General features: G+C 71.5%; 18 protein-coding genes. 8 read left to right on the top strand and 10 right to left on the bottom strand.

Going from position 1 to position 21,685, the window contains the following annotated elements; translation table 11 throughout:
- Positions 1-3 precede the first annotated feature (3 nt).
- From LVO85_RS12420 to LVO85_RS12410, 3 genes are read right to left on the bottom strand one after another with little or no spacing between them, the layout of a single operon-like run.
- A complete protein-coding gene (locus tag LVO85_RS12420; protein WP_232747804.1) occupies positions 4-831 on the bottom strand; it encodes a TrmH family RNA methyltransferase in 828 nt (275 codons plus the stop codon).
- Positions 828-1,589, bottom strand: coding sequence for a sulfite exporter TauE/SafE family protein (locus tag LVO85_RS12415; protein WP_232747803.1), 762 nt, complete (start codon positions 1,587-1,589; stop codon positions 828-830). The genes LVO85_RS12420 and LVO85_RS12415 overlap by 4 nt, the downstream gene beginning before the upstream one ends.
- The gene (locus LVO85_RS12410; RefSeq protein ID WP_232747802.1) at positions 1,586-2,371 is read right to left on the bottom strand and encodes an ABC transporter ATP-binding protein; all 786 of its coding nucleotides are present in this window, start codon (positions 2,369-2,371) and stop codon (positions 1,586-1,588) included. The genes LVO85_RS12415 and LVO85_RS12410 overlap by 4 nt, the downstream gene beginning before the upstream one ends.
- A gap of 42 nt (positions 2,372-2,413) precedes the next feature.
- Here LVO85_RS12410 and LVO85_RS12405 point away from each other — a divergent pair, with 42 nt between their 5' ends.
- Positions 2,414-3,166: a hypothetical protein gene (locus LVO85_RS12405; RefSeq protein WP_232747801.1), complete on the top strand. Its 753-nt coding sequence runs from the start codon at positions 2,414-2,416 to the stop codon at positions 3,164-3,166.
- A 36-nt stretch (positions 3,167-3,202) separates the two neighbouring features.
- Here the strand turns inward: LVO85_RS12405 and glgA are convergent, their stop codons facing one another.
- Entirely contained in the window at positions 3,203-4,408 is a 1,206-nt protein-coding gene (gene glgA / locus LVO85_RS12400) for a glycogen synthase (RefSeq protein WP_232747800.1), read from the bottom strand.
- A gap of 76 nt (positions 4,409-4,484) precedes the next feature.
- Here glgA and glgC point away from each other — a divergent pair, with 76 nt between their 5' ends.
- Genes glgC through cphA form a run of 3 tightly spaced genes read left to right on the top strand, consistent with a single transcriptional unit; the run spans position 4,485 to position 9,542 of the window.
- Positions 4,485-5,753 (top strand): glucose-1-phosphate adenylyltransferase, encoded by a 1,269-nt coding sequence (gene glgC, locus LVO85_RS12395; protein WP_232747799.1) that lies wholly within the window; start codon positions 4,485-4,487, stop codon positions 5,751-5,753.
- Between the two features lie 9 nt (positions 5,754-5,762).
- The gene (locus LVO85_RS12390) at positions 5,763-6,680 is read left to right on the top strand and encodes a cyanophycinase (protein ID WP_232747798.1); all 918 of its coding nucleotides are present in this window, start codon (positions 5,763-5,765) and stop codon (positions 6,678-6,680) included.
- Between the two features lie 12 nt (positions 6,681-6,692).
- The gene (gene cphA, locus LVO85_RS12385; RefSeq protein ID WP_232747797.1) at positions 6,693-9,542 is read left to right on the top strand and encodes a cyanophycin synthetase; all 2,850 of its coding nucleotides are present in this window, start codon (positions 6,693-6,695) and stop codon (positions 9,540-9,542) included.
- A 105-nt stretch (positions 9,543-9,647) separates the two neighbouring features.
- On the opposite strand, the gene LVO85_RS12380 is transcribed toward cphA, so the two are convergent.
- From LVO85_RS12380 to fabG, 3 genes are read right to left on the bottom strand one after another with little or no spacing between them, the layout of a single operon-like run.
- Positions 9,648-11,861 (bottom strand): tetratricopeptide repeat protein, encoded by a 2,214-nt coding sequence (locus LVO85_RS12380; RefSeq protein WP_232747796.1) that lies wholly within the window; start codon positions 11,859-11,861, stop codon positions 9,648-9,650.
- Between the two features lie 3 nt (positions 11,862-11,864).
- Positions 11,865-12,620, bottom strand: coding sequence for an enoyl-ACP reductase FabI (gene fabI / locus LVO85_RS12375; RefSeq protein WP_232747795.1), 756 nt, complete (start codon positions 12,618-12,620; stop codon positions 11,865-11,867).
- A gap of 31 nt (positions 12,621-12,651) precedes the next feature.
- Positions 12,652-13,392, bottom strand: a complete 741-nt coding sequence (gene fabG, locus LVO85_RS12370; protein WP_232747794.1) for a 3-oxoacyl-ACP reductase FabG — start codon at positions 13,390-13,392, stop codon at positions 12,652-12,654.
- A gap of 28 nt (positions 13,393-13,420) precedes the next feature.
- Here fabG and LVO85_RS12365 point away from each other — a divergent pair, with 28 nt between their 5' ends.
- From LVO85_RS12365 to LVO85_RS12355, 3 genes are read left to right on the top strand one after another with little or no spacing between them, the layout of a single operon-like run.
- Positions 13,421-13,717: a DUF3099 domain-containing protein gene (locus tag LVO85_RS12365; RefSeq protein WP_269813422.1), complete on the top strand. Its 297-nt coding sequence runs from the start codon at positions 13,421-13,423 to the stop codon at positions 13,715-13,717.
- Positions 13,714-13,932: a hypothetical protein gene (locus LVO85_RS12360; RefSeq protein WP_232747792.1), complete on the top strand. Its 219-nt coding sequence runs from the start codon at positions 13,714-13,716 to the stop codon at positions 13,930-13,932. The genes LVO85_RS12365 and LVO85_RS12360 overlap by 4 nt, the downstream gene beginning before the upstream one ends.
- Positions 13,933-13,938: 6 nt before the next feature.
- Positions 13,939-14,739, top strand: a complete 801-nt coding sequence (locus tag LVO85_RS12355; RefSeq protein WP_232747791.1) for an SURF1 family cytochrome oxidase biogenesis protein — start codon at positions 13,939-13,941, stop codon at positions 14,737-14,739.
- A gap of 21 nt (positions 14,740-14,760) precedes the next feature.
- Here LVO85_RS12355 and LVO85_RS12350 read toward each other — a convergent pair whose 3' ends face one another.
- Positions 14,761-16,662, bottom strand: a complete 1,902-nt coding sequence (locus LVO85_RS12350; protein WP_232747790.1) for an ABC transporter ATP-binding protein — start codon at positions 16,660-16,662, stop codon at positions 14,761-14,763.
- 110 nt (positions 16,663-16,772) lie between these two features.
- The gene (gene abc-f, locus LVO85_RS12345; protein WP_232747789.1) at positions 16,773-18,371 is read right to left on the bottom strand and encodes a ribosomal protection-like ABC-F family protein; all 1,599 of its coding nucleotides are present in this window, start codon (positions 18,369-18,371) and stop codon (positions 16,773-16,775) included.
- Between the two features lie 120 nt (positions 18,372-18,491).
- On the opposite strand from abc-f, the gene ypfJ reads away from it, so the two are divergent.
- Positions 18,492-19,427 (top strand): KPN_02809 family neutral zinc metallopeptidase, encoded by a 936-nt coding sequence (ypfJ, locus tag LVO85_RS12340; protein WP_232747788.1) that lies wholly within the window; start codon positions 18,492-18,494, stop codon positions 19,425-19,427.
- Positions 19,428-19,541: 114 nt separating this feature from the next.
- On the opposite strand, the gene LVO85_RS12335 is transcribed toward ypfJ, so the two are convergent.
- Positions 19,542-21,452, bottom strand: a complete 1,911-nt coding sequence (locus LVO85_RS12335) for an MSCRAMM family protein (protein ID WP_232747787.1) — start codon at positions 21,450-21,452, stop codon at positions 19,542-19,544.
- Positions 21,453-21,685 lie beyond the last annotated feature (233 nt).

Below are 21,685 nucleotides of genomic sequence, written 5' to 3'. Positions count from 1 at the left end.
GACCTACCGCAGGGCGTAGAACACCACGGCGCTGGCCGCAGCCACGTTCAGCGAGTCGACCCCCGCCGCCATAGGGATGCGCACCACGGTGTCGGCCCCTGCCACCGTGAGCGGGGCCAGGCCGTCACCCTCGGTGCCGAGCACGACGGCGAGGCGCTGCGGCGGGTCGGCCGCGAGCTCGTCGAGGCTCACTGCGTCGTCCGAGAGCGCACAGGCGGCCACGACGAAGCCGAGCTCCTTGAGCGTCGCGATGCCCGCTGGCCACGGGTCGATCCTGGTCCAGGGCACCTGGAAGACGGTGCCCATCGAGACGCGGACGGAGCGCCGGTAGAGCGGGTCCGCGCAGCGCGGGGTCACGAGCACGGCGTCGACCCCCAGACCCGCCGCGGACCGGAACACCGCCCCGACGTTGGTGTGGTCGACGATGTCCTCCAGGACGGCGACCCTGCGCGCCCCGGCCAGCAGCTCGGTCACCGCGGCCGGCTCTGGCCGGTGCATGGCTGCCAGGGCACCCCGGTGCAGGTGGAAGCCGGTCATCGCCTCGATCACCGGCGGCGACGCAACATACACCGGTGTGCCCTCGGCCACTGCGCCGGCGACCAGGTCGGAGAGGTCACCCAGCCACCGCGGAGCCATCAGGAGCGAGCGCATCCGGTGGCCGGCGCCGAGCGCACGACGGATGACCTTCTCGGACTCGGCGAGGTAGAGCCCCTCGCGAGGCTCGAGGACCCGCCGCAGCGCCACGTCGGTCAGGCTGAAGTAGTCACGCACCCGCTCGTCGCGCGCGTCGTCGACCCAGATGACCCCCTCGGGCAGCACCGGAGCGCTCACGTCACGAGCACCACGATCGCGACGAGCCCGATGACGACGATGACCGTGCGCAGCAGCCAGGGCGGCATGGCCCGGCCGACCTTGGCTCCGATCACTCCGCCGACCACCGCGCCGCCTGCGATGAGCCCCACGACAGGCCAGATGACCTGCTCGGGCTGCACGAGGAGGAAGACGACGGCTGCGACGACGTTGACCATGAGCCCGAGCACGTTCTTGATGCCGTTGATCTGCTGGACGTGGAGCGGCAGCAGGGCGCTCATCACCCCGATGAGCAGCACGCCCTGTGCTGCGCCGAAGTAGCCGCCGTAGACCCCGGCCAGCAGCACCCCCACGAGGAGGGCGACGGCGTGGCCGGTGGTCATCCTGTCGGTGTGCCGCCTGGCCGCCCAGCGGTTGATCCGGGGGCCGAGGACCACGAGCAGCAGCGCGATCGCGATGAGCACCGGCACGATGGTCTCGAAGGCCGCCTCGGGCAGCACCAGCAGCAGCAGGGCACCGGTGACCGACCCGACCAGGGAGGCCGGCAGCAGCATCAGCAGCGTGCGCTTCAGACCGACCAGCTCGTGCCGGTAGCCCCAGGCACCGCTCACCCCTCCGGCGACCAGGCCGATGTTGTTGGACACGTTGGCGGCGACCGGGGGGTAGCCGAAGAACAGCAGCGTGGGGAAGGTGATCAGCGTGCCGGAGCCGACGATCGTGTTGATGGTGCCGGCGAGCAGCCCGGCGAGCGCGATCGCGAGCGCTTCGAGCAGCGTCACCGAGCGGCCCGAGCGGCCCAGCGGTCGCCGTGCCGGTCGACCACCAGGGGCAGGCCGAAGGTCGCCGAGAGGTTGTCGGCGTTCAGCGTGGTCTCCAGCGGGCCGGCCGCGACGACCGTGCCCCCGCGCAGCATGAGGATGTCGGTGAACCCGGGCGGGATCTCCTCGACATGGTGGGTGACCAGCACCAGGGCGGGGGCGGTGACGTCCTCGGCGAGGCGCTGGAGGCGTTCCACGAGGTCCTCGCGCCCGCGCAGGTCCAGACCTGCGGCGGGCTCGTCGAGCAGCATCAGCTCCGGGTCGGTCATGAGCGCCCGTGCGATCTGGACGCGCTTGCGCTCCCCCTCGCTCAGGGTGCCGTAGCGGCGGTGCGACAGGTGGCGCACACCGAGCGCGTCCAGAAGCCCGGTGGCCCGCTCCTCGTCCATCCGGTCGTAGTCCTCCCGCCAGCGGCCCACGACGGACCAGGACGCGGTGAGCACGACGTCGCAGACCCTCTCGGCGTCGGGGATGCGCTCGGCGATCGCGATGCTCGAGATGCCGATGCGCGGGCGCAGCTCGAAGACGTCGACGGTGCCCAGCACCTCCCCCAGCACACCGGCGACCCCGGTGCTGGGGTGCATGCGTGCGGCGGCGACCTGCAGCAGGGTCGTCTTGCCGGCTCCGTTGGGCCCGATGACGACCCAGCGCTCGCCCTCCTCCACCGACCAGGTCACGTCGCTCAGCAGATCGGTCCTGCCACGCCTGACCCCGACACCGGCGAACTCCAGGACATCGCTCATGGCTCGCAAGCGTAGTTGCCTGCCGGTGTCTACGATCACCGCATGTCCGTCCTGCCTGCCAGCGTGCGTGTCGCGCTCTGGGCGACCGCGGCGTTCGCCGGTCACCTGCCCGTGGAGAAGGTCGCCGCGCGCGCCCTGCCGGACATCGACCACGTCGACGGCCTGACCGACACCCTGGGCACCTGGCGCGACCTGGGTGAGCAGGTCGTGCTCGTCGCACTGCCCCGACCTGGCGACATCTCCGCGATGCCACGCGGCGGCCCGGACCTCGTGGCGGCGGCGGTCACCGCGGAGGAGCTGGTCTACGTGCCCGGCATCGGCGCCGCACTCGTGCCCGAGATCACCGCCTACGGTCCGGAGGGCGACCAGGGCTGGCAGGCCGTGTGGCGCGGCCACGTCACCGAGCCGGTGCCCGTGCACCGGGTGCAGGCCGTCAGCCTGCCGGAGGTCGAGCTCGGCCTGCGCCGCGACCTGGCTGCGCTGACCCAGGAGCTGGCAGCGGTGCCCGACCAGCCGTGGGCCGGAGCCGAGCTCGAGTCGCTGGTCCGACGTGACCTGGGCAGCAGCGACTGGGGGCTGCCGCATGGTGTGCCGCAACGCGCCGAGCGCGTGGTCCGCCTCGCCGGCTCGATGCTCGCCCTGGCGGACGTGGGTCGCGACAGCAGGCTGCAGACCGTGGCCTCCAGCACCACCGTGCACCGCGAGCGCATCCTGGCCAGGGTCGCCGACCGCGGGGCGTCCGCCCTCGCCGAGGCCGCCAACGTCACCGCGATGCACCTGGCCGGATGGCGGTGACGGCGGCACGCCGCCTCGGGCGTGGTGTCGCCCGGCTCAGAGCACCGAGCGGTAGACCTCCAGGGTGCGCTCGGCGATGGTGTCCCAGGAGAAGTCCCGGATGGCGCGCTCACGGCCCGCCTGGCCCATCCGCTGGGCGCGGGCCGGGTCCGACAGGGCGTCGTTCATGGCTGCGGCGAAGTCGGCGACGTAGCGGTCCTCGTCGACCGGCGTCCCGGTGCCGTCGGTGACCTGCTCGATGGGCACCAGCCACCCGGTCTCGCCGTGCACGACGACCTCCGGGATGCCTCCCGTGGCGGTCGCCACGACGGCCGCCCCACAGGCCATGGCCTCCAGGTTGACGATGCCCAGCGGCTCGTAGACCGAGGGACAGACGAAGACGGTGGCGTGCGAGAGCACAGCGACGACCTGGTCGCGGGGCAGCATCTCGGCGATCCACACCACCGGTCCGCCACGCTCGGCGCGCAGCTGGTCCACGAGGGCGACGACCTCGTCCTTGATCTCCGGGGTGTCCGGGGCCCCGGCCAGGAGCACGATCTGGGTGTCGTCGGGGATCCTGCGCAGGGAGCGCAGCAGGTAGGGCAGCCCCTTCTGCCGGGTGATCCGGCCGAGGAAGACGACGCTCGGGCGGTCGGGGTCGATGCCGTGGCCGGTGACGACCGTGCGCGCAGCCTCGCTGGTGTCCCGCTGCCACTGCTCGGAGTCGATGCCGTTGTGGACGACCTTGACCTTGTCGGGGTCGATGTCCGGGTAGCTCGCGAGCACGTCGCGGCGCATCCCCTCCGAGACCGCGATGACCGCGGCCGCGCCCTCGTATGCCGTGCGCTCCACGTAGCTGGACAGGCGGTAGCCACCGCCCAGCTGCTCGGCCTTCCACGGCCGCATGGGCTCGAGGGAGTGCGCGGAGATGACGTGCGGCATCCCGCCGACCAGCGAGGCCAGGTGGCCCGCGAAGTTGGCGTACCAGGTGTGGCTGTGCACCAGGTCCGGCGCGGCCGCGACGACGTCCGCGGCGATGGTGAGGTCGACGCCGAGGGTCCGCAGAGCCGGGTTGGCCTCGGCCAGCTGCGGCAGCGCGGCATACCCTGTCGTGCCCTCCTCCTCGACCGGGTCGTCGAAGGCGCGCACCTGCACCTGGACGTCCCCTCTGGAGCGCAGGGCGCGGGTCAGCTCGTTCACGTGCACCCCCGCCCCTCCGTAGATGTTGGGCGGGTACTCGCGGGTCAGGATGTCGATCTGCACCCCGCTCACGCTATCGGCGCCGCCGTCCCCCGGCTACCTCTCGCCCGGTCCGCCTGCTGTCCCCTAGGTTGGTGCCATGGCAAAGACGTCGCGCAGCAGGCTGAACGTTCTGGCGATCGTGCTGGCCGGAGGTGAGGGCAAGCGGCTGATGCCGCTGACGGCGGACCGGGCCAAACCGGCTGTGCCGTTCGGCGGTCCCTACCGTCTGATCGACTTCGCCCTGTCCAACATCGTCAACTCCGGCTACCGCAAGGTGGTCGTGCTGACGCAGTACAAGTCGCACAGCCTCGACACCCACGTGACCAAGACCTGGCGGCTGACCAACCTCCTGGGCAACTACGTCGCCCCGGTGCCTGCCCAGCAGCGGATGGGCAAGCACTGGTTCGCCGGCAGCGCCGACGCCATCTACCAGAGCCTGAACCTCATCCACGACGAGCGGCCCGACATCGTCGTGGTGGTGGGCGCAGACCACGTCTACCGGATGGACTTCTCGCAGATGGTCGACCAGCACATCGAGACCGGTGCCGGTGTCACGGTGGCGGGCATCCGCCAGCCGCGGTCGCTGTCCGACCAGTTCGGCGTCATCGACGTCGACCCCGAGGACCCCCAGCGGATCGCGCGCTTCCTGGAGAAGCCGACCGACGCGCCGGGCCTGCCGGACTCCCCCGACGAGGTCTTCGCCTCCATGGGCAACTACGTCTTCGACGCCGACGTCCTCGAACGCGCGGTGACCGAGGACGCGCACAAGGACGGCTCGAAGCACGACATGGGCGGTGACATCGTCCCCGCCTTCGTCGACCGTGGCGAGGGCTACGTCTACGACTTCAGTGCCAACGACGTGCCGGGCGCCACCGACCGCGACCGCGGCTACTGGCGCGACGTCGGCACCATGGACTCCTACTTCGAGGCGCACATGGACCTGGTCTCGGTCCACCCGGTGTTCAACCTCTACAACGACGAGTGGCCGATCCTGACCAACTACGGCTGCCCACCCCCGGCCAAGTTCGTGCACGGCTCGAACGACCGGATCGGCCAGGCCCTGGACTCGGCGGTCTCGCCCGGCGTGGTCATCAGCGGAGCGTCGGTCACCCGCTCGGTGCTCTCGCCCCGCGTCAGGGTGCACAGCTTCAGCACCGTCACCGACTCCGTGCTGCTGGACAACGTCGAGGTGCACCGGGGGTGCACGATCCGGCGCGCCATCATCGACAAGAACGTCGTGGTGCCCCCCGGCACCTCGGTCGGGGTGGACCACGACCACGACCGGGCACGCGGCTTCACGGTGACCGACTCGGGTCTGGTCGTGATCGGCAAGGGGACCGTGATCGAGGGTGCCCACAGCGCCTAGAGTGCTCCCATGCCACACGCCGACCCCTCCGATGCCGACGTGACCGAGGCCCCACCACGCAGGCTGTTCGTCATCGGCGGTGCCGAGGACAAGCGCCGTCGGGTGCTCGTCCTCAAGCGCTTCGTCGCCCTCGCGGGAGGGCGCGCGGCGCGCATCGTGGTGATCCCCTCGGCGTCATCCCTGGCCGAGGAGGCCGTCGCGGTCTACCGGTCGGTGTTCGAGCGTCTGCACGCCACGGACGTGACCGCCGTGGACCCGCAGACCCGACACCAGTCCGGTGACCCCGAGCTCGTCGCGGCAGTCGACGACGCCACCGGGGTGTTCGTGACCGGGGGCAACCAGCTCAAGCTCGGCCAGCTCATCGTCGGCACCCCCCTGCACGAGGCGATCCGGCGAGCCTACGAGCGAGGCGCGGTCGTCGCCGGCACCTCGGCGGGTGCCTCGGTCCTCAGCCAGTTCATGATCTCCCTGGGCGACGAGGGCGTGACCCCCCGCCAGCGTGCCGGGCAGCTCACGGCCGGGTTCGGACTGCTGCCCGGGGTGATCCTCGACCAGCACTTCGCCCAGCGCACCCGCTACGCCCGGCTGCTCTCCCTGGTCGCCGGGTCACCGAGCCTGCTGGGGGTCGGCGTCGACGAGGACACGGCGGCCGAGATCGTGGACGAGCGTGTGCTGACCGTGGTGGGCACCGGGTCGGTCTACGTGGTGGACGGCCGGGCGGCGGTGAGTGACGCCCACGAGGCACGCCGGGACGCGCCCCTGCTCGTGTCCGGTGCCGTCGTCCACTCGCTGCCCTACGGCGCCACCTTCGACCTCGGCCAGGTCACGCTGACCGACTTCCGGGAGCAGTACCCCGAGGTCGCTGTCGTCACCTCGCCCACCGACGTGCACGAGACCGCCAACGCCGCTGCCGCCCTGCGGCGCTGAGAGGAGCCCGACGTGACCTCCACCCCCTCCGCCCCTGCTGCCCCGGAGCTGCAGATCGTCGAGTCGCGCGTCTACCGCGGCCCCAACATCTGGAACTACGAGCAGGCCGTCCATCTCGTCGTCGACCTCGGCATCCTCGAGGAGTACCCCTCCCACACCCTGCCCGGGTTCACCGAGCAGGTCCTGGAGTGGCTGCCCGGTCTGGGACAGCACACCTGCTCACGGGGGCGCGTCGGCGGCTTCGTCGAGCGGCTCCAGGAGGGCACCTGGATGGGCCACGTCGCGGAGCACCTCGCCCTGCAGCTGCAGGCGGAGGCCGGCCACGACATGCGTCGCGGCAAGACCCGCATGGTGCGTGGCGTCCCGGGACGGTACAACGTCATCTTCGGCTTCCTCGACGAGCGGGTCGGCCTGGCGGCCGGTCGCCTGGCGGTGCGGATGGTCAACTCCGCCGTCGCGCACGACCCGGACTTCGACTTCGCCACCGAGCTCGACGACTTCCTGCGACTGGCGGAGCGCACCGCCTTCGGGCCCTCGACCGCGGCCATCATCGAGGAGGCCCAGGCGCGGGACATCCCGTGGCTGCGCCTCAACACCGCCTCCCTCGTGCAGCTCGGCCAGGGCGTGCACGCGCAGCGCATCCGGGCCACCATGACCTCCCGCACCGGCGCCCTGGCCGTCGACATCGCCGGTGACAAAGCCCTCACCAACACCCTGCTCTCCTCGGCCGGCCTGCCGGTGCCGGCCAGCGACACGGTGCGCACCGAGGACGGAGCGGTCGCGGTCGCCGAGCGCATCGGCTACCCGGTGGTCGTCAAGCCCCTGGACGGCAACCACGGGCGCGGTGTGGGCATCGACCTCAGGGACGAGGTGGCGGTGCGGGCCCACTGGCCGACCGCCCACGCGCAGTCCCGGCGCGGGATCATGGTCGTGGAGTCGTTCATCACCGGCAACGACTACCGCTGCCTGATCGTCGGTGGGCGCATGCAGGCGATCGCCGAGCGGGTCCCCGCCCACGTCATCGGCGACGGCACGCACACCGTCTCCGAGCTGGTGGAGACCACCAACGCCGACCCGCGCCGCGGTGTCGGCCACGAGAAGGTCCTCACCCGGATCACCGTGACCGACGGCGCCGTGGAGCTGGTCCGCCAGCAGGGCTACGAGATGGACGACGTCCCGCCCGAGGGCGAGATGGTCAGGCTGGCGCTCACCGGCAACATGTCGACCGGTGGCATCTCCGTCGACCGCACCTTCGACGCGCACCCCGAGAACGTCGAGATCGCCGAGGAGGCCGCGCGGCTGATCGGCCTGGACGTCGCCGGCATCGACTTCATCTGCCCCGACATCTCGGCACCGGTGCGCGAGACCGGCGGCGCCATCTGCGAGGTCAACGCGGCCCCCGGCTTCCGGATGCACACCCACCCGACCGTGGGCGAGCCGCAGTACATCGCCAAGCCGGTCGTCGACCTGCTCTTCCCCCCGGGGTCACCCTCCCGCGTGCCGATCGTGGCGGTGACCGGCACCAACGGCAAGACCACGACCTCGCGGATGATCGCGCACATCATGAAGGGCCTGGGTCGTCAGGTCGGCATGACCTCGACCGACGGCATCGTCATCGACGAGCGGCTGGTGAAGCGGTCCGACGCCTCGGGTCCCAAGTCGGCCCGCATGGTGCTGCAGAACCCCCGGGTCGACTTCGCCGTCATGGAGGTGGCCCGTGGCGGCATCCTGCGCGAGGGCCTGGGCTACGACCGCAACGACGTCGCCGTGGTGACCAACGTGGCCGCCGACCACCTCGGGCTGCGGGGCATCGACACCGTCGAGCAGCTGGCGGCGGTCAAGCGGGTGGTGGTCGAGGCGGTGCCCCGTGACGGGTTCGCAGTGCTGAACGCCGACGACCCCAACGTGCGCGAGATGCGCCGGCACTGCAGCGGCGGGGTCGTCTGGTTCTCGATGCAGCCCCCCGGCTCGCCGGAGCGCGCCTTCATCGACGCCCGGCTGCGCCGCGGCGGCCGTGCCGTCGTGCTGGAGCCGAGCGACCGTGGCGAGATGATCGTCATCCGGCACGGTCGTCGCAGCATGCAGCTGGCCTGGACACACCTGCTGCCGAGCACCTTCGGCGGCGCTGCACGGTTCAACGTCGCCAACGCCATGGCCGCGGCCGGCGCCGCCTTCGCGGTCGACGCCCCGCTGCACGACATACGGCAGGGCCTGCGCACCTTCACCACGTCGTACTACCTGTCACCCGGGCGCCTGAACATGCTCGACGTCAAGGGGGTCAGCGTGGTGGTGGACTACTGCCACAACCCGGCCGGGATGCGGGCCCTGGGTGAGTTCGTCGACAACCTGTCCGAGCAGCGGGCCCACCAGAGCGGTGCGGTCCGCGCCGCGCGCATCGGCATCATCGGCGCCGCCGGTGACCGGCGCGACGCCGACATCCGCGAGCTGGGTGAGGTCGCGGCCCAGTTCTTCGACGTGCTGGTCGTCCGGGAGGACGACAACCGCCGAGGACGGCCGCACGGTGCCGCCGCCGAGCTCGTCGCCGAGGGCGTGCGTGCCCGCATCCAGTCCGGCGAGGTCCGTGCCAAGTCGGTGCGGGTCGTGCCGGAGGAGGTCGACGCGGTGCGCGAGTCGATGGTGCTGGCGAACCCGGGGGACCTCGTGGTGATGTGCGTCGACAAGCACGCACGGGTGCTCACCGAGCTCGAGTCCCTGGGCAACTCGGCGTATGCCGGGGCACGTGCGGACGAGGAGCGTGCCGGCGACCCGGACCTGGACCCGGTGGAGCTGCACGACGCCGCGGAGGCGTCCGGCCAGGAGGCGCGCACCGACTACGTCGACGCCGAGGCTCCCGCCCTCTGAGGCACGCCCGGGCGGTGGGCGGGGCTCGTCCGCTCGTCCGCCGTCCGCCGTCCGGCGCGGAGCCGCAGGCCCCGTCGCGCTGAGGCAGCCGCCCGGAGACCGGCCTCAGCCGCGCAGGGCCTGGGCGTAGGCCAGCATCGCCGGGCGGTAGCCCACGTCGTCGGCCCCCGTCGCATGCGTCATGACGAAGTCGACGAGTCCCGCCACCCCGTCCTCGGCGTGCCCCTCGTCTGCGGCCAGCAGGGCGCGGAGCACCGCCACGGCGGCGCTGTCAGGACGGCTCGCGGCCACCTCGGCGAGCAGCTCGGCCGCCTCGGCGCGCTGGCCCAGGGTGCGCATGCTCGAGGCGAGCTGCACCTGCGCCCGGAAGCGGTGCGGTTCCCGCAGGCCCTGGGCCAGCGCCGCCCGGTAGTGCACGACGGCGGACTCCTCGTCACCGTCGGCGTCGAGCGCGGAGGCGAGCTCGTAGACGAGGCGGGGGTCACCGGGGTGGGCCTCGACCAGGTCTCGGGCGGCGCTGACCCTGTCCGCGCCGCGCTGGTCGGCCACGGCTGCGAGCACCGACTCCAGCTCGTGCTCCCCGCGTGCAGCGATGACCTTGCGGCGGATCTGCCGGGGGGTGTCGGCCGTGGCGCCGTGCTCCTCGAGCCACTGCACCACGGCCGGGCGCTCGGCGTGGCACATGAGCGCGCCGACGTCGCCCTCGGCCATGTGCTCCACGAGCGCGGCCAGGCCCTCGACCTCCGTCGCCGACACACCAGCGGCCACGGCACCGACGTTGGCCAGCCCCTGCACGAACTGTGCCTCGAGGCCCTCGAGGGTGCGCCCCCGCAGGTAGTGGCCCTTGTGGGTGATCTCGACCCGGTCGGCGCGGCGCCCGGCCATCTCGCCCAGCCCAACCAGGATGTCGTCGGTGCGGTCACCGACACCGCCGAGACCGAGGTGCACGCGGGAGCCGGGCGGGCGCAGACCCTCGGCGACCGTCAGCAGCGCGTCCAGGCCGGCCTCGTTGTGCGCGAGGTCGACGATGACCGTGCCCTTGCCCCCTGCCGGGAGCGGCACGGTCCAGACGTTCATGCGGCCCGGGTTGTGCTGCAGGTCGGGGGCGAAGGTCCGCAGCCCCTCGACGACATGCTCACGGGGCAGACCGAGGCCCAGGGCGGCAGCCGTGGCGGCCAGGGCGTTGGCGATGTTGTGCTCACTGAGACCGGAGAGCGTCATCGGGACGTCGACGACGCGGACCAGCCGCTCAGGGTCGGCGTCCCGTCGCAGGATGACGATGTCGCCGTCCAGGACGGTGATGCCGCGGCCTCCCGAGTCCAGGGCCTCGCGCAGCGCCGGTGAGTCGGGGTGCAGGCTGAACATCCAGATCCGCCCGCTGGCCTGGGTGGCCATCGCGCGGACCCGTGGGTCGTCCCCGTTGAGGACGACCCAGCCCTCCTTGCGGGTCACCCGGGTAATGATGCTCTTGACCTCGGCGAGCTGGTCCACGGTGTCGACCCCGTGCAGTCCGAGGTGGTCGGCCGTCACGTTGGTGACCACGCTGACGTCGTTGTGCACGACGCCCATCCCCTTGAGCAGCAGGCCGCCGCGGGCCGTCTCCAGGATGCCGAGCTGCACCCCTGGTGCTGTCAGCACGTGCCGACCGCCGGAGGGTCCGGAGTAGTCGCCGGAGACGACCCGCTCCCCCTGGACGAAGACCCCTTCCGTGGAGCTCCAGCCCGTGCGCAGGCCCGCCGTCATGCCCATGTGCGCCAGCAGCCGTGTGGTGGACGTCTTGCCGTTGGTGCCGGTGATGGAGGCCACCGGGATCCGCGGCCTCAGCTGCGCCGGTGGGGCGCCCCGCTCGGCGGCGGCCACCCGGTCAGCGGCGCCGGCCAGCGCCTCCTCGCCTCCCTGGCCGGTGAGCATGGCGCGCAGCACCTCGCCGAGCGCCTCCCCCAGTGCCTGCCCGCGGCCGCGGCTCCGCCAGGGGAAGGCCACCACGACGTCGTCGAGGTCGGCCACCGTGCGCCCGCGCACCGCCAGACGGCTGCCCGCCCTGGCGCCGACCCGGCGCAGCACGACGCTGACGAGCCTGACGAGGAAACGGTGGCGCTGCTCGGTGTGCGGCTTGCCCGGTGCGGCTCGGCGCAGCCCGAGCTCCTCCGCCAGCTGACGCATCTGGGCCTGTGCTGCTGCCTGGTACCCCGGCAGGGACAGGCTGACCTTGACCGCCGGACGCGGGAAGTAGAGGTTGGGACCCTCCAGGATGCGCACCTCGCGCACGACCACAGGGTCGCCGGCACCGTCGCGGTCGACGGACTCGGCGGAGCTCATCGATCAGAACCCTGTCGCGTGGAAGCCGCCGTCGACGTGGACGATCTCACCGGTGGTGGCCGGGAACCAGTCGGACAGCAGCGCGGCACAGGCCTTCGCAGCAGGCACCGGGTCCTTGACGTCCCAGCCCAGCGGTGCGTGCTCGCCCCAGGTCGCGAACTGGTCGAACTGCGGGATCGACTTGGCGGCGGTGGTAGAGATGGGTCCGGCCGAGACGAGGTTGCTGCGGATGCCCATGGCGCCCAGGTCACGTGCCAGGTAGCGGTTGGTCGACTCGAAGGCAGCCTTGGCGACACCCATCCAGTCGTAGACCGGCCAGGCGTACTGCGCGTCCAGCGTGAGACCGACGACGCTGCCTCCCGTGCCCATCAGCGGCAGTGACGCCTTGGCCAGGGCCTTGAGCGAGTAGGCGGACACGTGCACGGCTGTCGCGACGTCCTCCCACTCCGCCTCCATGAAGTTGAAGGCGCCCCGCGGTGCGAACCCGATGGAGTGCAGCACCCCGTCGAGCCGGTCGACGTGCTCGCTCACCCGATCGGCGAGGGTGGCCAGGTGCTCGTCGTTGCTGACGTCAAGCTCGACGACGGGCGCCGGCTGCGGCAGCCGCCGGGCGATCGCCTGGGTGATGCGCGTGGTGCGCCCGAACGAGGTGAGCACCACCTCAGCGCCCTGCTCCTGGGCCAGGCGGGCCACGTGGAAGGCGATGGAGGAGTCGGTCAGGACCCCGGTGATCAGCAGTTTCTTGTCCTGCAGCAGCATCTGTCGTCCCTCGTCGGCTCGTGGTGGGCTGTCAGTGTCCCATTCCGAGGCCGCCATCCACGGGGATGACGGCGCCGGAGATGTAGGCCGCCGAAGGTCCTGCGAGGAAGCGCACCACCTCGGCGACCTCCTCGGGGGCGGCGAACCGGCCGGCCGGGATCGTGGAGAGGTAGGTGTCGCGACGGTCCTGGGGCAGCTCGGCCGTCATCTCGGTCTCGATGAAGCCCGGCGCCACCACGTTGGCAGTGATGCCGCGTGCCCCCAGCTCGCGGGTGATGGACCGGGCCAGCCCCACGAGGCCCGCCTTGGAGGCGGCGTAGTTGGTCTGGCCCGGCGAGCCGTACAGCCCCACCACCGAGCTGACCAGCACGATGCGGCCACGCCGCGCCCGGATCATCCCCTTCACCGCACGGCGGGTGCAGCGGAAGGCACCGGTGAGGTTGGTGTCCACGACGTCCTCGAAGTCCTCGTCGCTCATCCGCATGAGCAGCGTGTCCCGGGTGATGCCGGCGTTGGCGACCAGCACCTCCACCGACCTGCCGAGGATCTCCTCGGCCTCCGTGAAGGCCGCGTCGACGCTCGCGGAGTCGGTGACCTCACAGCGCACCCCGCGCAGGCCCTCCGGAGGCTGCCCGCTGCGGTGGGTCACCACGACGTCGTCACCGGCCGCAGCGAACGCGCGGGCGATGGCGAGACCGATCCCGCGGTTGCCTCCGGTCACGAGGACGGCCTGCGGGGCGGGCGATGTCTCCTGGCTATGCGGCTGAGTCACCCGGATACCGTAGCCGTACCATGGAGGTATGCCTACCACCCGACGACCGCAAGCCGTGACGTCGGCACGGCGGTCGCGGCAGGAGGACCGTGGCAGCCGGATGCGGACCTACCTGATCGCCATGACGATCCGCATCGTCTCCTTCCCGCTCGCGGTGCTGGCCCTGCTCGACGGCCGTATCGTGGTCGGCTCGCTGCTGGCCACGGCCGCGATCTTCATCCCGTCGTTCGCGGTGATGCTGGCCAACAACGTCGACCACCGGCGCGACCAGCCCGCCCCCGTCTCCCCCGTCCGGCGGCTCGACGTCGGTCCGCACCAGACGTGAGCGCAGCACCTGACCTGGTCTGCAGCGCGAAAAGGTGTCGGGCCACGGCCACGTATGCCGTGGTGTGGCGCAACCCGCGGCTGCACGCGGCGGGGCGGCGCAAGGTGTGGCCCGCCTGCGAGGAGCACCGCGAGCACCTGAGCACCTTCGTCGACCTGCGGGGATTCCTCCTCGAGGTGGTCCCGGTCGACGCTCTCGGCCCCGACGACGGCTGACCGCCGGTGATCCGCACACTCACCACCCCGGGCCGCCTGCTGGCCCTGCTGCTGGCGACCGTCTTCGCCGTCGTGGCGGTGCTCCTCGGCAACTGGCAGTGGTCGCGGCACCAGGACCGGGTGGACAACCGGGAGGTGGTCGAGAGCAACTACGGCGCCCCCGCGGTGCCGGTGGGCGCGGTGCTGCCCACGCCCGACGCGCCCCTGGCCGAGCAGGACCGGTGGACCACGGTGGAGGCCACGGGACGGTATGCCGTGCAGGACCAGCTCCTCGTGCGCAACCGGCCCTACCGGGGTGTCTACGGCTACGAGGTGCTCGTGCCCCTGGTGCTCGACAGCGGGCCGGGTGCGCTCCTGGTCAACCGTGGCTGGGTGCCGAACGCGCGGGACGCGGCGACCCTGCCGGAGGTGCCCCCGGCGCCGACGGGTGAGGTCAGCGTCAGCGGGTGGCTGCGCACCGGCGAGGCCGACCTGGACCGGGACCCGATCCCCGGCCAGCTGTCCTCGATCAACCTGGACGAGGCAGGCGCGCGCAGCGGCCTGGAGCTGTACGACGCCTACCTCGTGCTGGAGTCGGAGACCGTGCCGAGCGGCGCCACGCCCGACCGGCCCGCCCCCGCCGACCCGCCCGACACGGGGCTGGGCTCCCACCTGGCCTACGCCCTGCAGTGGTGGCTCACGGCCCCGCTGGGACTCGTCCTGGTGCTGGTCATGGCCCGCCGGGAGCACCGGGAGGCCATGGGCCTGGAGACCGTGCGTCCCGGCCGCACGAAGCGGACGCGCATCTGGGACGAGGAGGACGAGTAGGCACCCCGCGGCTGCCTCTCCTCAGCGGTGCAGCGGGTCGTGGGTCGTGGTGTCGGTGGCGAACTGCGTCTCGTAGAGCACGCGGTACAGCCCGCCCTCGGCGAGCAGCTCCTCGTGGCTGCCCTGCTGCACCACCCTGCCGCCGGCCAGCACCAGGATGAGGTCCGCGTCACGCACCGTCGAGAGCCGATGCGCGATCACCAGAGAGGTCCGTCCGGCCAGGGCCTCGTCGAGGGCTCGCTGGACGGCCACCTCCGACTCGCTGTCCAGGTGCGCAGTGGCCTCGTCCAGCACCACGACGGACGGTGACTTCAGGAGCAGGCGGGCGATGGCCAGGCGCTGCTTCTCACCTCCGGAGAGCCGGTGTCCTCGGTCACCGACCACGGTGTCCAGCCCGTCCGGCAGGTTCGCGACCAGGTCCCAGATGCGGGCCCCGCGCAGGGCCTCCCGCATCTGGTCCTCGTCGGCCCCGGGCGCGGCATACGCGAGGTTGGCCCGGATCGTGTCGTTGAACATGTGCGCCTCCTGGGTCACCACGCCGACCGTGCGGCGCAGTGACGAGAAGGAGGTCTCGCGCAGGTCGACACCGCCGATGCGCACCGTGCCCGCGGACGGGTCGTAGAGGCGCGAGACCAGGCTGGTCAGGGTGGACTTGCCGGCCCCGCTGGGCCCGACCAGGGCGACCATCCGGCCGGCGGGGATGTCGATGTCCAGGCCGCTGAGCACGGGCCTGCCGTCGACCCGCTCCACGCCGGGGCGCAGCTCCAGCGAGGCGATGGACACCTCGTCGGCGGCGGGGTAGGCGAAGTCCACGCCCTCGAAGGTGACGCCCACGGGTCCCTCGGGCAGGTCCACGGGCTCCTCGGCCTCGGTGACCAGCGGGCGCAGGTCGAGGATCTCGAAGATGCGCTCGAAGGAGACCAGCGCCGTCATGACGTCCACCCGCACGTTGGACAGCGCCGTGAGCGGGCCGTAGATGCGCGCCAGCAGCGCCGCCATGGCCACCAGGGTGCCCACGCTCAGGCTGCCCTCGACGGCCATGAGTCCACCCACGCCGTAGACGATCGCGGTGGCCAGGGCCGCGACCAGGCCCAGGCCGGCGGTGAACACGACCCGGTTCACCGAGATCGCCACGCCCGTGTCACGAACCCCCCGGGCGCGGTGGTCGTACTCGCGCGACTCCGTGCGGGGGTCGCCGAAGAGCCGCACCAGCAGGGCTCCGGCGACGTTGAACCGCTCGGTCATGCGGCTGGCGAGCTCGGAGTTGAGGTTCATCTGGGTGCGGGTCAAGGTCGACAGCCTGCGGCCCATGAAGCTCGCGGGCACCAGGAAGACGGGCAGCAGCACGAGCGCCAGCACGGTGATCTGCCACGACATCGACAGCAGCGCGATGAGCAGGATCACCAGTGAGACCACGTTGCTCACCACGCCGGACAGGATCGAGGTGAACGCCTGCTGCGCCCCGATGACGTCGGTGTTCAGCCGGTTGACCAGGGCTCCGGTCTGGGCCCGGGTGAAGAACGCGATGGGCTGACGCAGGACGTGGCCGAAGACCTGGGAGCGCAGGTCCAGGATGAGCCCCTCGCCGATGCGGGAGGAGAACCAGCGCGTCACCACCATCAGGAGCGCCTCGACGACCGCGACCAGGGCGACGACGACCCCCAGCGAGACCACCACGTCACGGTCGCCCGGGATCACGCCGCGGTCGATGATGCGGCCCAGCAGCAGCGGGGTGGCGGCGACCAGTCCCGCACCCAGGACGGTGAGCGCCAGGAAGATCCCGATGTCACGCCGGAACGGCCGCCCGTAGCCCCAGACCCGTCGGGCGGTGTCCTCGCGCAGGGTGTGCTCGGTGACCGAGCGGTCCTTGCTGAACTGCCGGTACGCCGGTCCCCCGCCGTGCCCCATACCCCGCATCGTCATGCGATCACCTCGTATCTCTCGGCCGGACAACGCTGCCGCCGGGTCCGGGATTCCGCACCGGGCACCGGACGGACACGGTGGGACCGGACGACATGGTCGGGGTGCCCCGGTCAGGCCAGGGTGATGAGGTCCTGGTAGCCGGCGTTCCAGAGGTCCTCGTCCCCGTCGGGCAGCAGCAGGACCCGCTCGGGCTCCAGCGCCTCGACCGCACCCTCGTCGTGCGAGACCAGCACGACGGCCCCCTCGTAGGAGTGCAGGGCACCCAGGATCTCCTCACGCGAAGCCGGGTCGAGGTTGTTGGTGGGCTCGTCGAGCAGCAGCACGTTGGCGGCCGAGACGACCAGCATGGCCAGCGCCAGCCGGGTCTTCTCCCCCCCGGAGAGCACCCCGGCCGGCTTGTCGACCGCGTCACCGGAGAAGAGGAAGGAGCCGAGCACCTTGCGCGTCTCGGTCTCGTCCAGCTCCGGAGCCGCGGTCTTCATGTTCTCCAGGACCGAGCGGTCGACGTCCAGGGTCTCGTGCTCCTGTGCGTAGTAGCCCAGCTTGAGCCCGTGACCAGGTCGGACCTCCCCGGTGTCGGGACGGTCGATGCCCGCCAGCAGCCGGAGCAGCGTGGTCTTGCCCGCACCGTTGAGCCCCAGCACGACGACCTTGGAGCCGCGGTCCACGGCGAGGTCGACGTCGGTGAAGATCTCCAGGGAGCCGTAGGACCGGGACAGCCCCTCCGCCGTCAGCGGAGTCCGGCCGCAGGGCGCTGGCCGGGGGAACCGCAGCTTGGCCACCTTGTCGTGGGCCCGCTCGGCCTCCAGCCCCGAGAGCATGCGCTCGGCGCGGCGCGCCATGTTCTGGGCAGCGACGGCCTTGGTCGCCTTGGCGCGCATCTTGTCGGCCTGGGCGAGCAGTGTCTGCGCCTTCTTCTCCGCGTTGGCCCGCTCCCGGTGGCGGCGCCGCTCGTCGTTCTCCCGCTGCAGCAGGTACTGCCGCCAGCCCATGTTGTAGACGTCGAGCGTGCGGCGGTTGGCGTCCAGGTAGAACACCCGGTTGACCACGGTCTCCACCAGCGCCACGTCGTGGGAGATGACGAGCAGCCCACCGTGGTAGGCCTTGAGGTAGTCGCGCAGCCACACCACGGAGTCGGCGTCCAGGTGGTTGGTGGGCTCGTCGAGCAGCAGGGTGTCGGCCCCGGAGAAGAGGATGCGGGCCAGCTCGATGCGGCGGCGCTGGCCGCCGGACAGCGTCAGCAGCGGCTGCTCCAGCACGCGGTCCGGCAGCCCCAGGCTGCTCGCGATGGACGCCGCCTCGGACTCCGCGGCATACCCCCCGCCGGAGACGAACTCGCCCTCGAGGCGTGTGTAGCGCCGCATCGCCTTGTCTCGCACCGCGTCGTCGGTGCTGCTCATCTGCTCCTCGGCCGTGCGCATGTCGCGCACGACGGTGTCCAGACCGCGGGCGGACAGGATGCGGTCGCGCCCGAGCATCTCGAGGTCCCCGGTGCGAGGGTCCTGGGGCAGGTAGCCGATCTGCCCGCTGCGGCTGATGGCGCCGGCGGCGCTCTGGTTGTCGCCCGCGAGCGCCTTGGTCAGCGTCGTCTTGCCCGCCCCGTTGCGACCGACCAGCCCGACGCGGTCACCGGGTGCCACCCGGAAGGACACGTCCTCCAGCAGCAGCTGGGACCCCGCGCGCAGCTCGACGCCGGAGGCAACGATCACGGGGGTTTCACTCCTGGGGCGGGGACGGGGACTCCGGGGGGCCGGACGGCGACGTCCCAGTCTACGCGGGCGTATCGTGTGCTGGATGACATCCCTGCTCCCCGCGCCGTGGAGGACCCGATGACGTTCCGCGAGAACGCCAGCCTGAAGACCGACCAGGTCCGCCGGGGTGGCGGCGGGCGGCGTCCCGGCGGTGGCACCGTCGCCGCCGGCGGGGGGATCGGCGGCCTGCTGCTGCTCGTCCTGTTCATGATCTTCGGTGGGGGTGGCGGTCTCACCGGGGGCTCGGCCCCGGGTGAGGTCCTCGGCAGCAGCCCGATGCAGTACTCCTCGCAGTACGTGGGCGCCGCCGACGGCGAGGGCAGCGCGTCCCAGGACGACTTCCCGCACTGCCAGACCGGGGCGGACGCCAACGAGCACATCGACTGCCGCATCGTCGGGACCGTGATCTCGGTCCAGGACTACTGGGAGAGCGTCTACTCCGCCTACCAGCCCGCCCAGACCATCATCTTCTCGGGCTCCGTCGACACCGGCTGTGGCGCGGCCGACAGCAGCGTCGGCCCCTTCTACTGCCCCGTCGACTCGACGATCTACCTCGACACCGGCTTCTTCGACCAGCTGGAGCAGCTGGGCGGCGACGGTGGCTCGCTGTCACAGATGTATGTCGTGGCGCACGAGTACGGCCACCACGTGCAGAACCTCACGGGGGCGCTGTCCGCCTCGCAGCAGGACAGGCAGGGCCCGGAGTCCGGCGCCGTGCGCGTGGAGCTGCAGGCCGACTGCTTCGCCGGCGTCTGGGTGCACCATGCCTCCCAGACCGAGGACGCCGAGGGACGGACGCTGCTCGAGCCCGTCACCCAGGAGCAGGTGGAGTCGGCCCTGAGTGCCGCCGAGGCGGTCGGTGACGACCGCATCCAGGCGCAGACCTCGGGTCGCATCAACCCCGACGTGTGGACGCACGGCTCCGCGGAGCAGCGCCAGCGCTGGTTCCTGACCGGCTACGAGAGCGGCGACCCCAACCGGTGCGACACCTTCGAGGCGAGCGACCTGGGCTGACCTCGGCTGCCGCGCAGCGCATGCGGCCTCCCCGGCGGGCATGACGGAGGCCGGGGCCGGCGCGCATCCGGTCCCGGCCTCCGGCTCGGGTGACGACGGGTCGTCAGCGCGCGGTCAGGGGTCGACCACGATCGTGCAGACCAACGTGGCGGCCGGTGCGGTCGGCTCGAGGTCCTCGATGGCCAGCTCCACGTCGCCAGGGGCGTTGGTCAGGTCCTCCTCCACGAGAGCGCCCTCCCCGTCCACGCACGAGATCGTGGAAGCCGTGCCACCGTCGACCTGGCTGTCGACCGTGACGGTGACGTCCGTCAAGGGCGTGTTGACGAAGGAGACGTCCGCGGCGGCGGCGATGTCTTCGCCGCAGCCGGCTTCGGCGACCACGGCCACGTCCTGTTCGGCGTCCTCGCTGACGTAGCCGTTCGGCACCGTCTCGGTCACGGTGTAGTCGCCGAACAGCAGGTCGGGCACACAGGCCGTCCCGTCGGCCCCCGTGGTCACCGTGAGGTCCACCTCCGGGTAGTCGTCACTGGTGACGGCGAAGTCCACCCCGGCATGGGCATCCTCACCGCCCTCGGCAGCGGCGTGCTTGCGGGTCTTGGTGATCTCGATGGCACCTCGCTCCCTGGCGTTGACGAACGTGCAGGTGACCGCGTCCCCGGCACCCACGGTGACGGCGTCGGGCTCGTCACCGTTGTCACAGGTGGCGCTGGTGAGGTTCCAGCCGGCCGGCACTGTCTCGTCCACGTCGTAGGTGCCCGTGGCGATACCGGAGAACTCGCGGCTGTCCTCACCTGCCTCTCCTGTCGCCGTCGGGGTCAGGTCGAAGGCGGCCGGTGCCAGCGAGGTGCTGGTGAAGCCGAACGTCTGCCCACCCGGGTCGTCGGTGACCTGTTTGACGATCGTCAGGTCGGCCAGCGCCTCGTTGTAGAACGTGCAGTCCAGCACGTCGTCCTCGTCGAGGATGTCGAAGGTCACCGTCCTGTCCGCGATCGCATAGCTCACGCCCGCGCTGCTGGCGTCGCAGTCGATGCGGTCGAAGGACCATCCTGCGGGCAGCTCGTTCTCGGTGACGGTGTACCCGGTGCCGAAGAGCACCCCCAAGAACGTCTCCGTCTCACCGTCACCGAGCGAGAAGTCGTCCCGGTTCGTGCTCGACGGGTCGGTGTCGAAGGTCTTGGAGAACGAGAAGTCCGGCCCGTCGCCTGCGGGGGCGGTCTCCTTGGTGATCTTCACCTGGCCGCAGTTCGTCAGGGTGATGCCGACAGGCGCGACGAAGTCCTTGAGCTGGGACGTGAAGGAGTCCGATGCCCGGCTCTTGAGCATGGCGGAGCCGAAGGACGAGCAGCTGCCCTCGTCGAAGATGACGTCCAGGTCGATGGAGGCCTCACCGAAGGTGCGTGGTGACATCTCGCCCAGGCCGTCGCTCTCACCCTCCGGGATGGTGGACTGGTTGATGGTGCCGGTGGCGTAGACCTCACCGGTCACGGGGTCGGGGTCCGCGATGTTGCGGGCCGGGCCCCAGTCGCTTCCGGTCCACTCGCGCAGGTAGATCTCCGCGCGGGCGCCGCCCTGGTCGATCGCGTACTCCAGGAGCAGGTCGCCCTCGGTCCGCGTCTTGTTGGGCCCCTGCGCACAGTCCTCCTCGGACTGGTTGAACTCGAAGTCCATCAGGGTCGTCCCTGACGGCTCGTTGACCCTGCTCCAGTAGAGGTGGAGGAAGCCGGGGTCGCCTGCCTCCTCGTAGACGCCGAACGACAGCAGGTCACTCTTGTTGTTGGGGATGCTGCCGGTCGTCTGACCGGGACAGACGGTGTCCTCCTTGGTGCCGCCGCTGTAGGAGTCGTCGTCACGCCCGGTCGGCGCGTCGTCCTTGTTGATCTGGGTCACGTTGGCCCAGTCGAGCGTTGCCTCCTCGCTGGGGTCGACCCTGAGGTTGGCGTCGTCGTCGATCTGGAAGATGCTGCCTTCCAGGGTGGCCTCGTAGTGGGTGGCGAAAGCCATCGGGGTCCAGCCGAGCGCCGCCATCAGAGCGACGATCGCCGCTCCGACGAGTCCGCGGCGGACAGTCGTCGAGCGTGGCGTGGTGGGATGTGGGGTCGTGGAACGCGGCGTGGTGGCACGCCGATGAGAGACTCGCATGGTCTTCCTCCGGAACGGAAGGTGTCGCCTCCCCGTGCTGCTCACGAGGCAGCGACGTCACGGGTGACCTCCCCCTCACGGAGGGGCGAGGTCGCGTTCGGGCGCGATGCGCGCGCGTC

It is taken from the genome of Ornithinimicrobium sediminis (assembly GCF_021272345.1).
Taxonomy (GTDB): Bacteria; Actinomycetota; Actinomycetes; order Actinomycetales; family Dermatophilaceae; genus Ornithinicoccus; species Ornithinicoccus sediminis_B.
Note: the sequence above shows the minus strand (reverse complement) of the source record. Positions and strands in the feature narration are given on the sequence as shown.

Coding starts and splice junctions, on each gene's coding strand:
- LVO85_RS12410 (WP_232747802.1), bottom strand. CDS start 2,371: ATGAGCGATGTCCTGGAGTTCGCCGGTGTCGGGGTCAGGCGTGGCAGG.
- LVO85_RS12335 (WP_232747787.1), bottom strand. CDS start 21,452: ATGGCGGCGCTCGGCTGGACCCCGATGGCTTTCGCCACCCACTACGAG.
- ypfJ (WP_232747788.1), top strand. CDS start 18,492: ATGACGTTCCGCGAGAACGCCAGCCTGAAGACCGACCAGGTCCGCCGG.
- LVO85_RS12380 (WP_232747796.1), bottom strand. CDS start 11,861: ATGAGCTCCGCCGAGTCCGTCGACCGCGACGGTGCCGGCGACCCTGTG.
- LVO85_RS12350 (WP_232747790.1), bottom strand. CDS start 16,662: ATGACGATGCGGGGTATGGGGCACGGCGGGGGACCGGCGTACCGGCAG.
- LVO85_RS12365 (WP_269813422.1), top strand. CDS start 13,421: ATGCCTACCACCCGACGACCGCAAGCCGTGACGTCGGCACGGCGGTCG.
- fabI (WP_232747795.1), bottom strand. CDS start 12,620: ATGCTGCTGCAGGACAAGAAACTGCTGATCACCGGGGTCCTGACCGAC.
- LVO85_RS12405 (WP_232747801.1), top strand. CDS start 2,414: ATGTCCGTCCTGCCTGCCAGCGTGCGTGTCGCGCTCTGGGCGACCGCG.
- LVO85_RS12390 (WP_232747798.1), top strand. CDS start 5,763: ATGCCACACGCCGACCCCTCCGATGCCGACGTGACCGAGGCCCCACCA.
- glgC (WP_232747799.1), top strand. CDS start 4,485: ATGGCAAAGACGTCGCGCAGCAGGCTGAACGTTCTGGCGATCGTGCTG.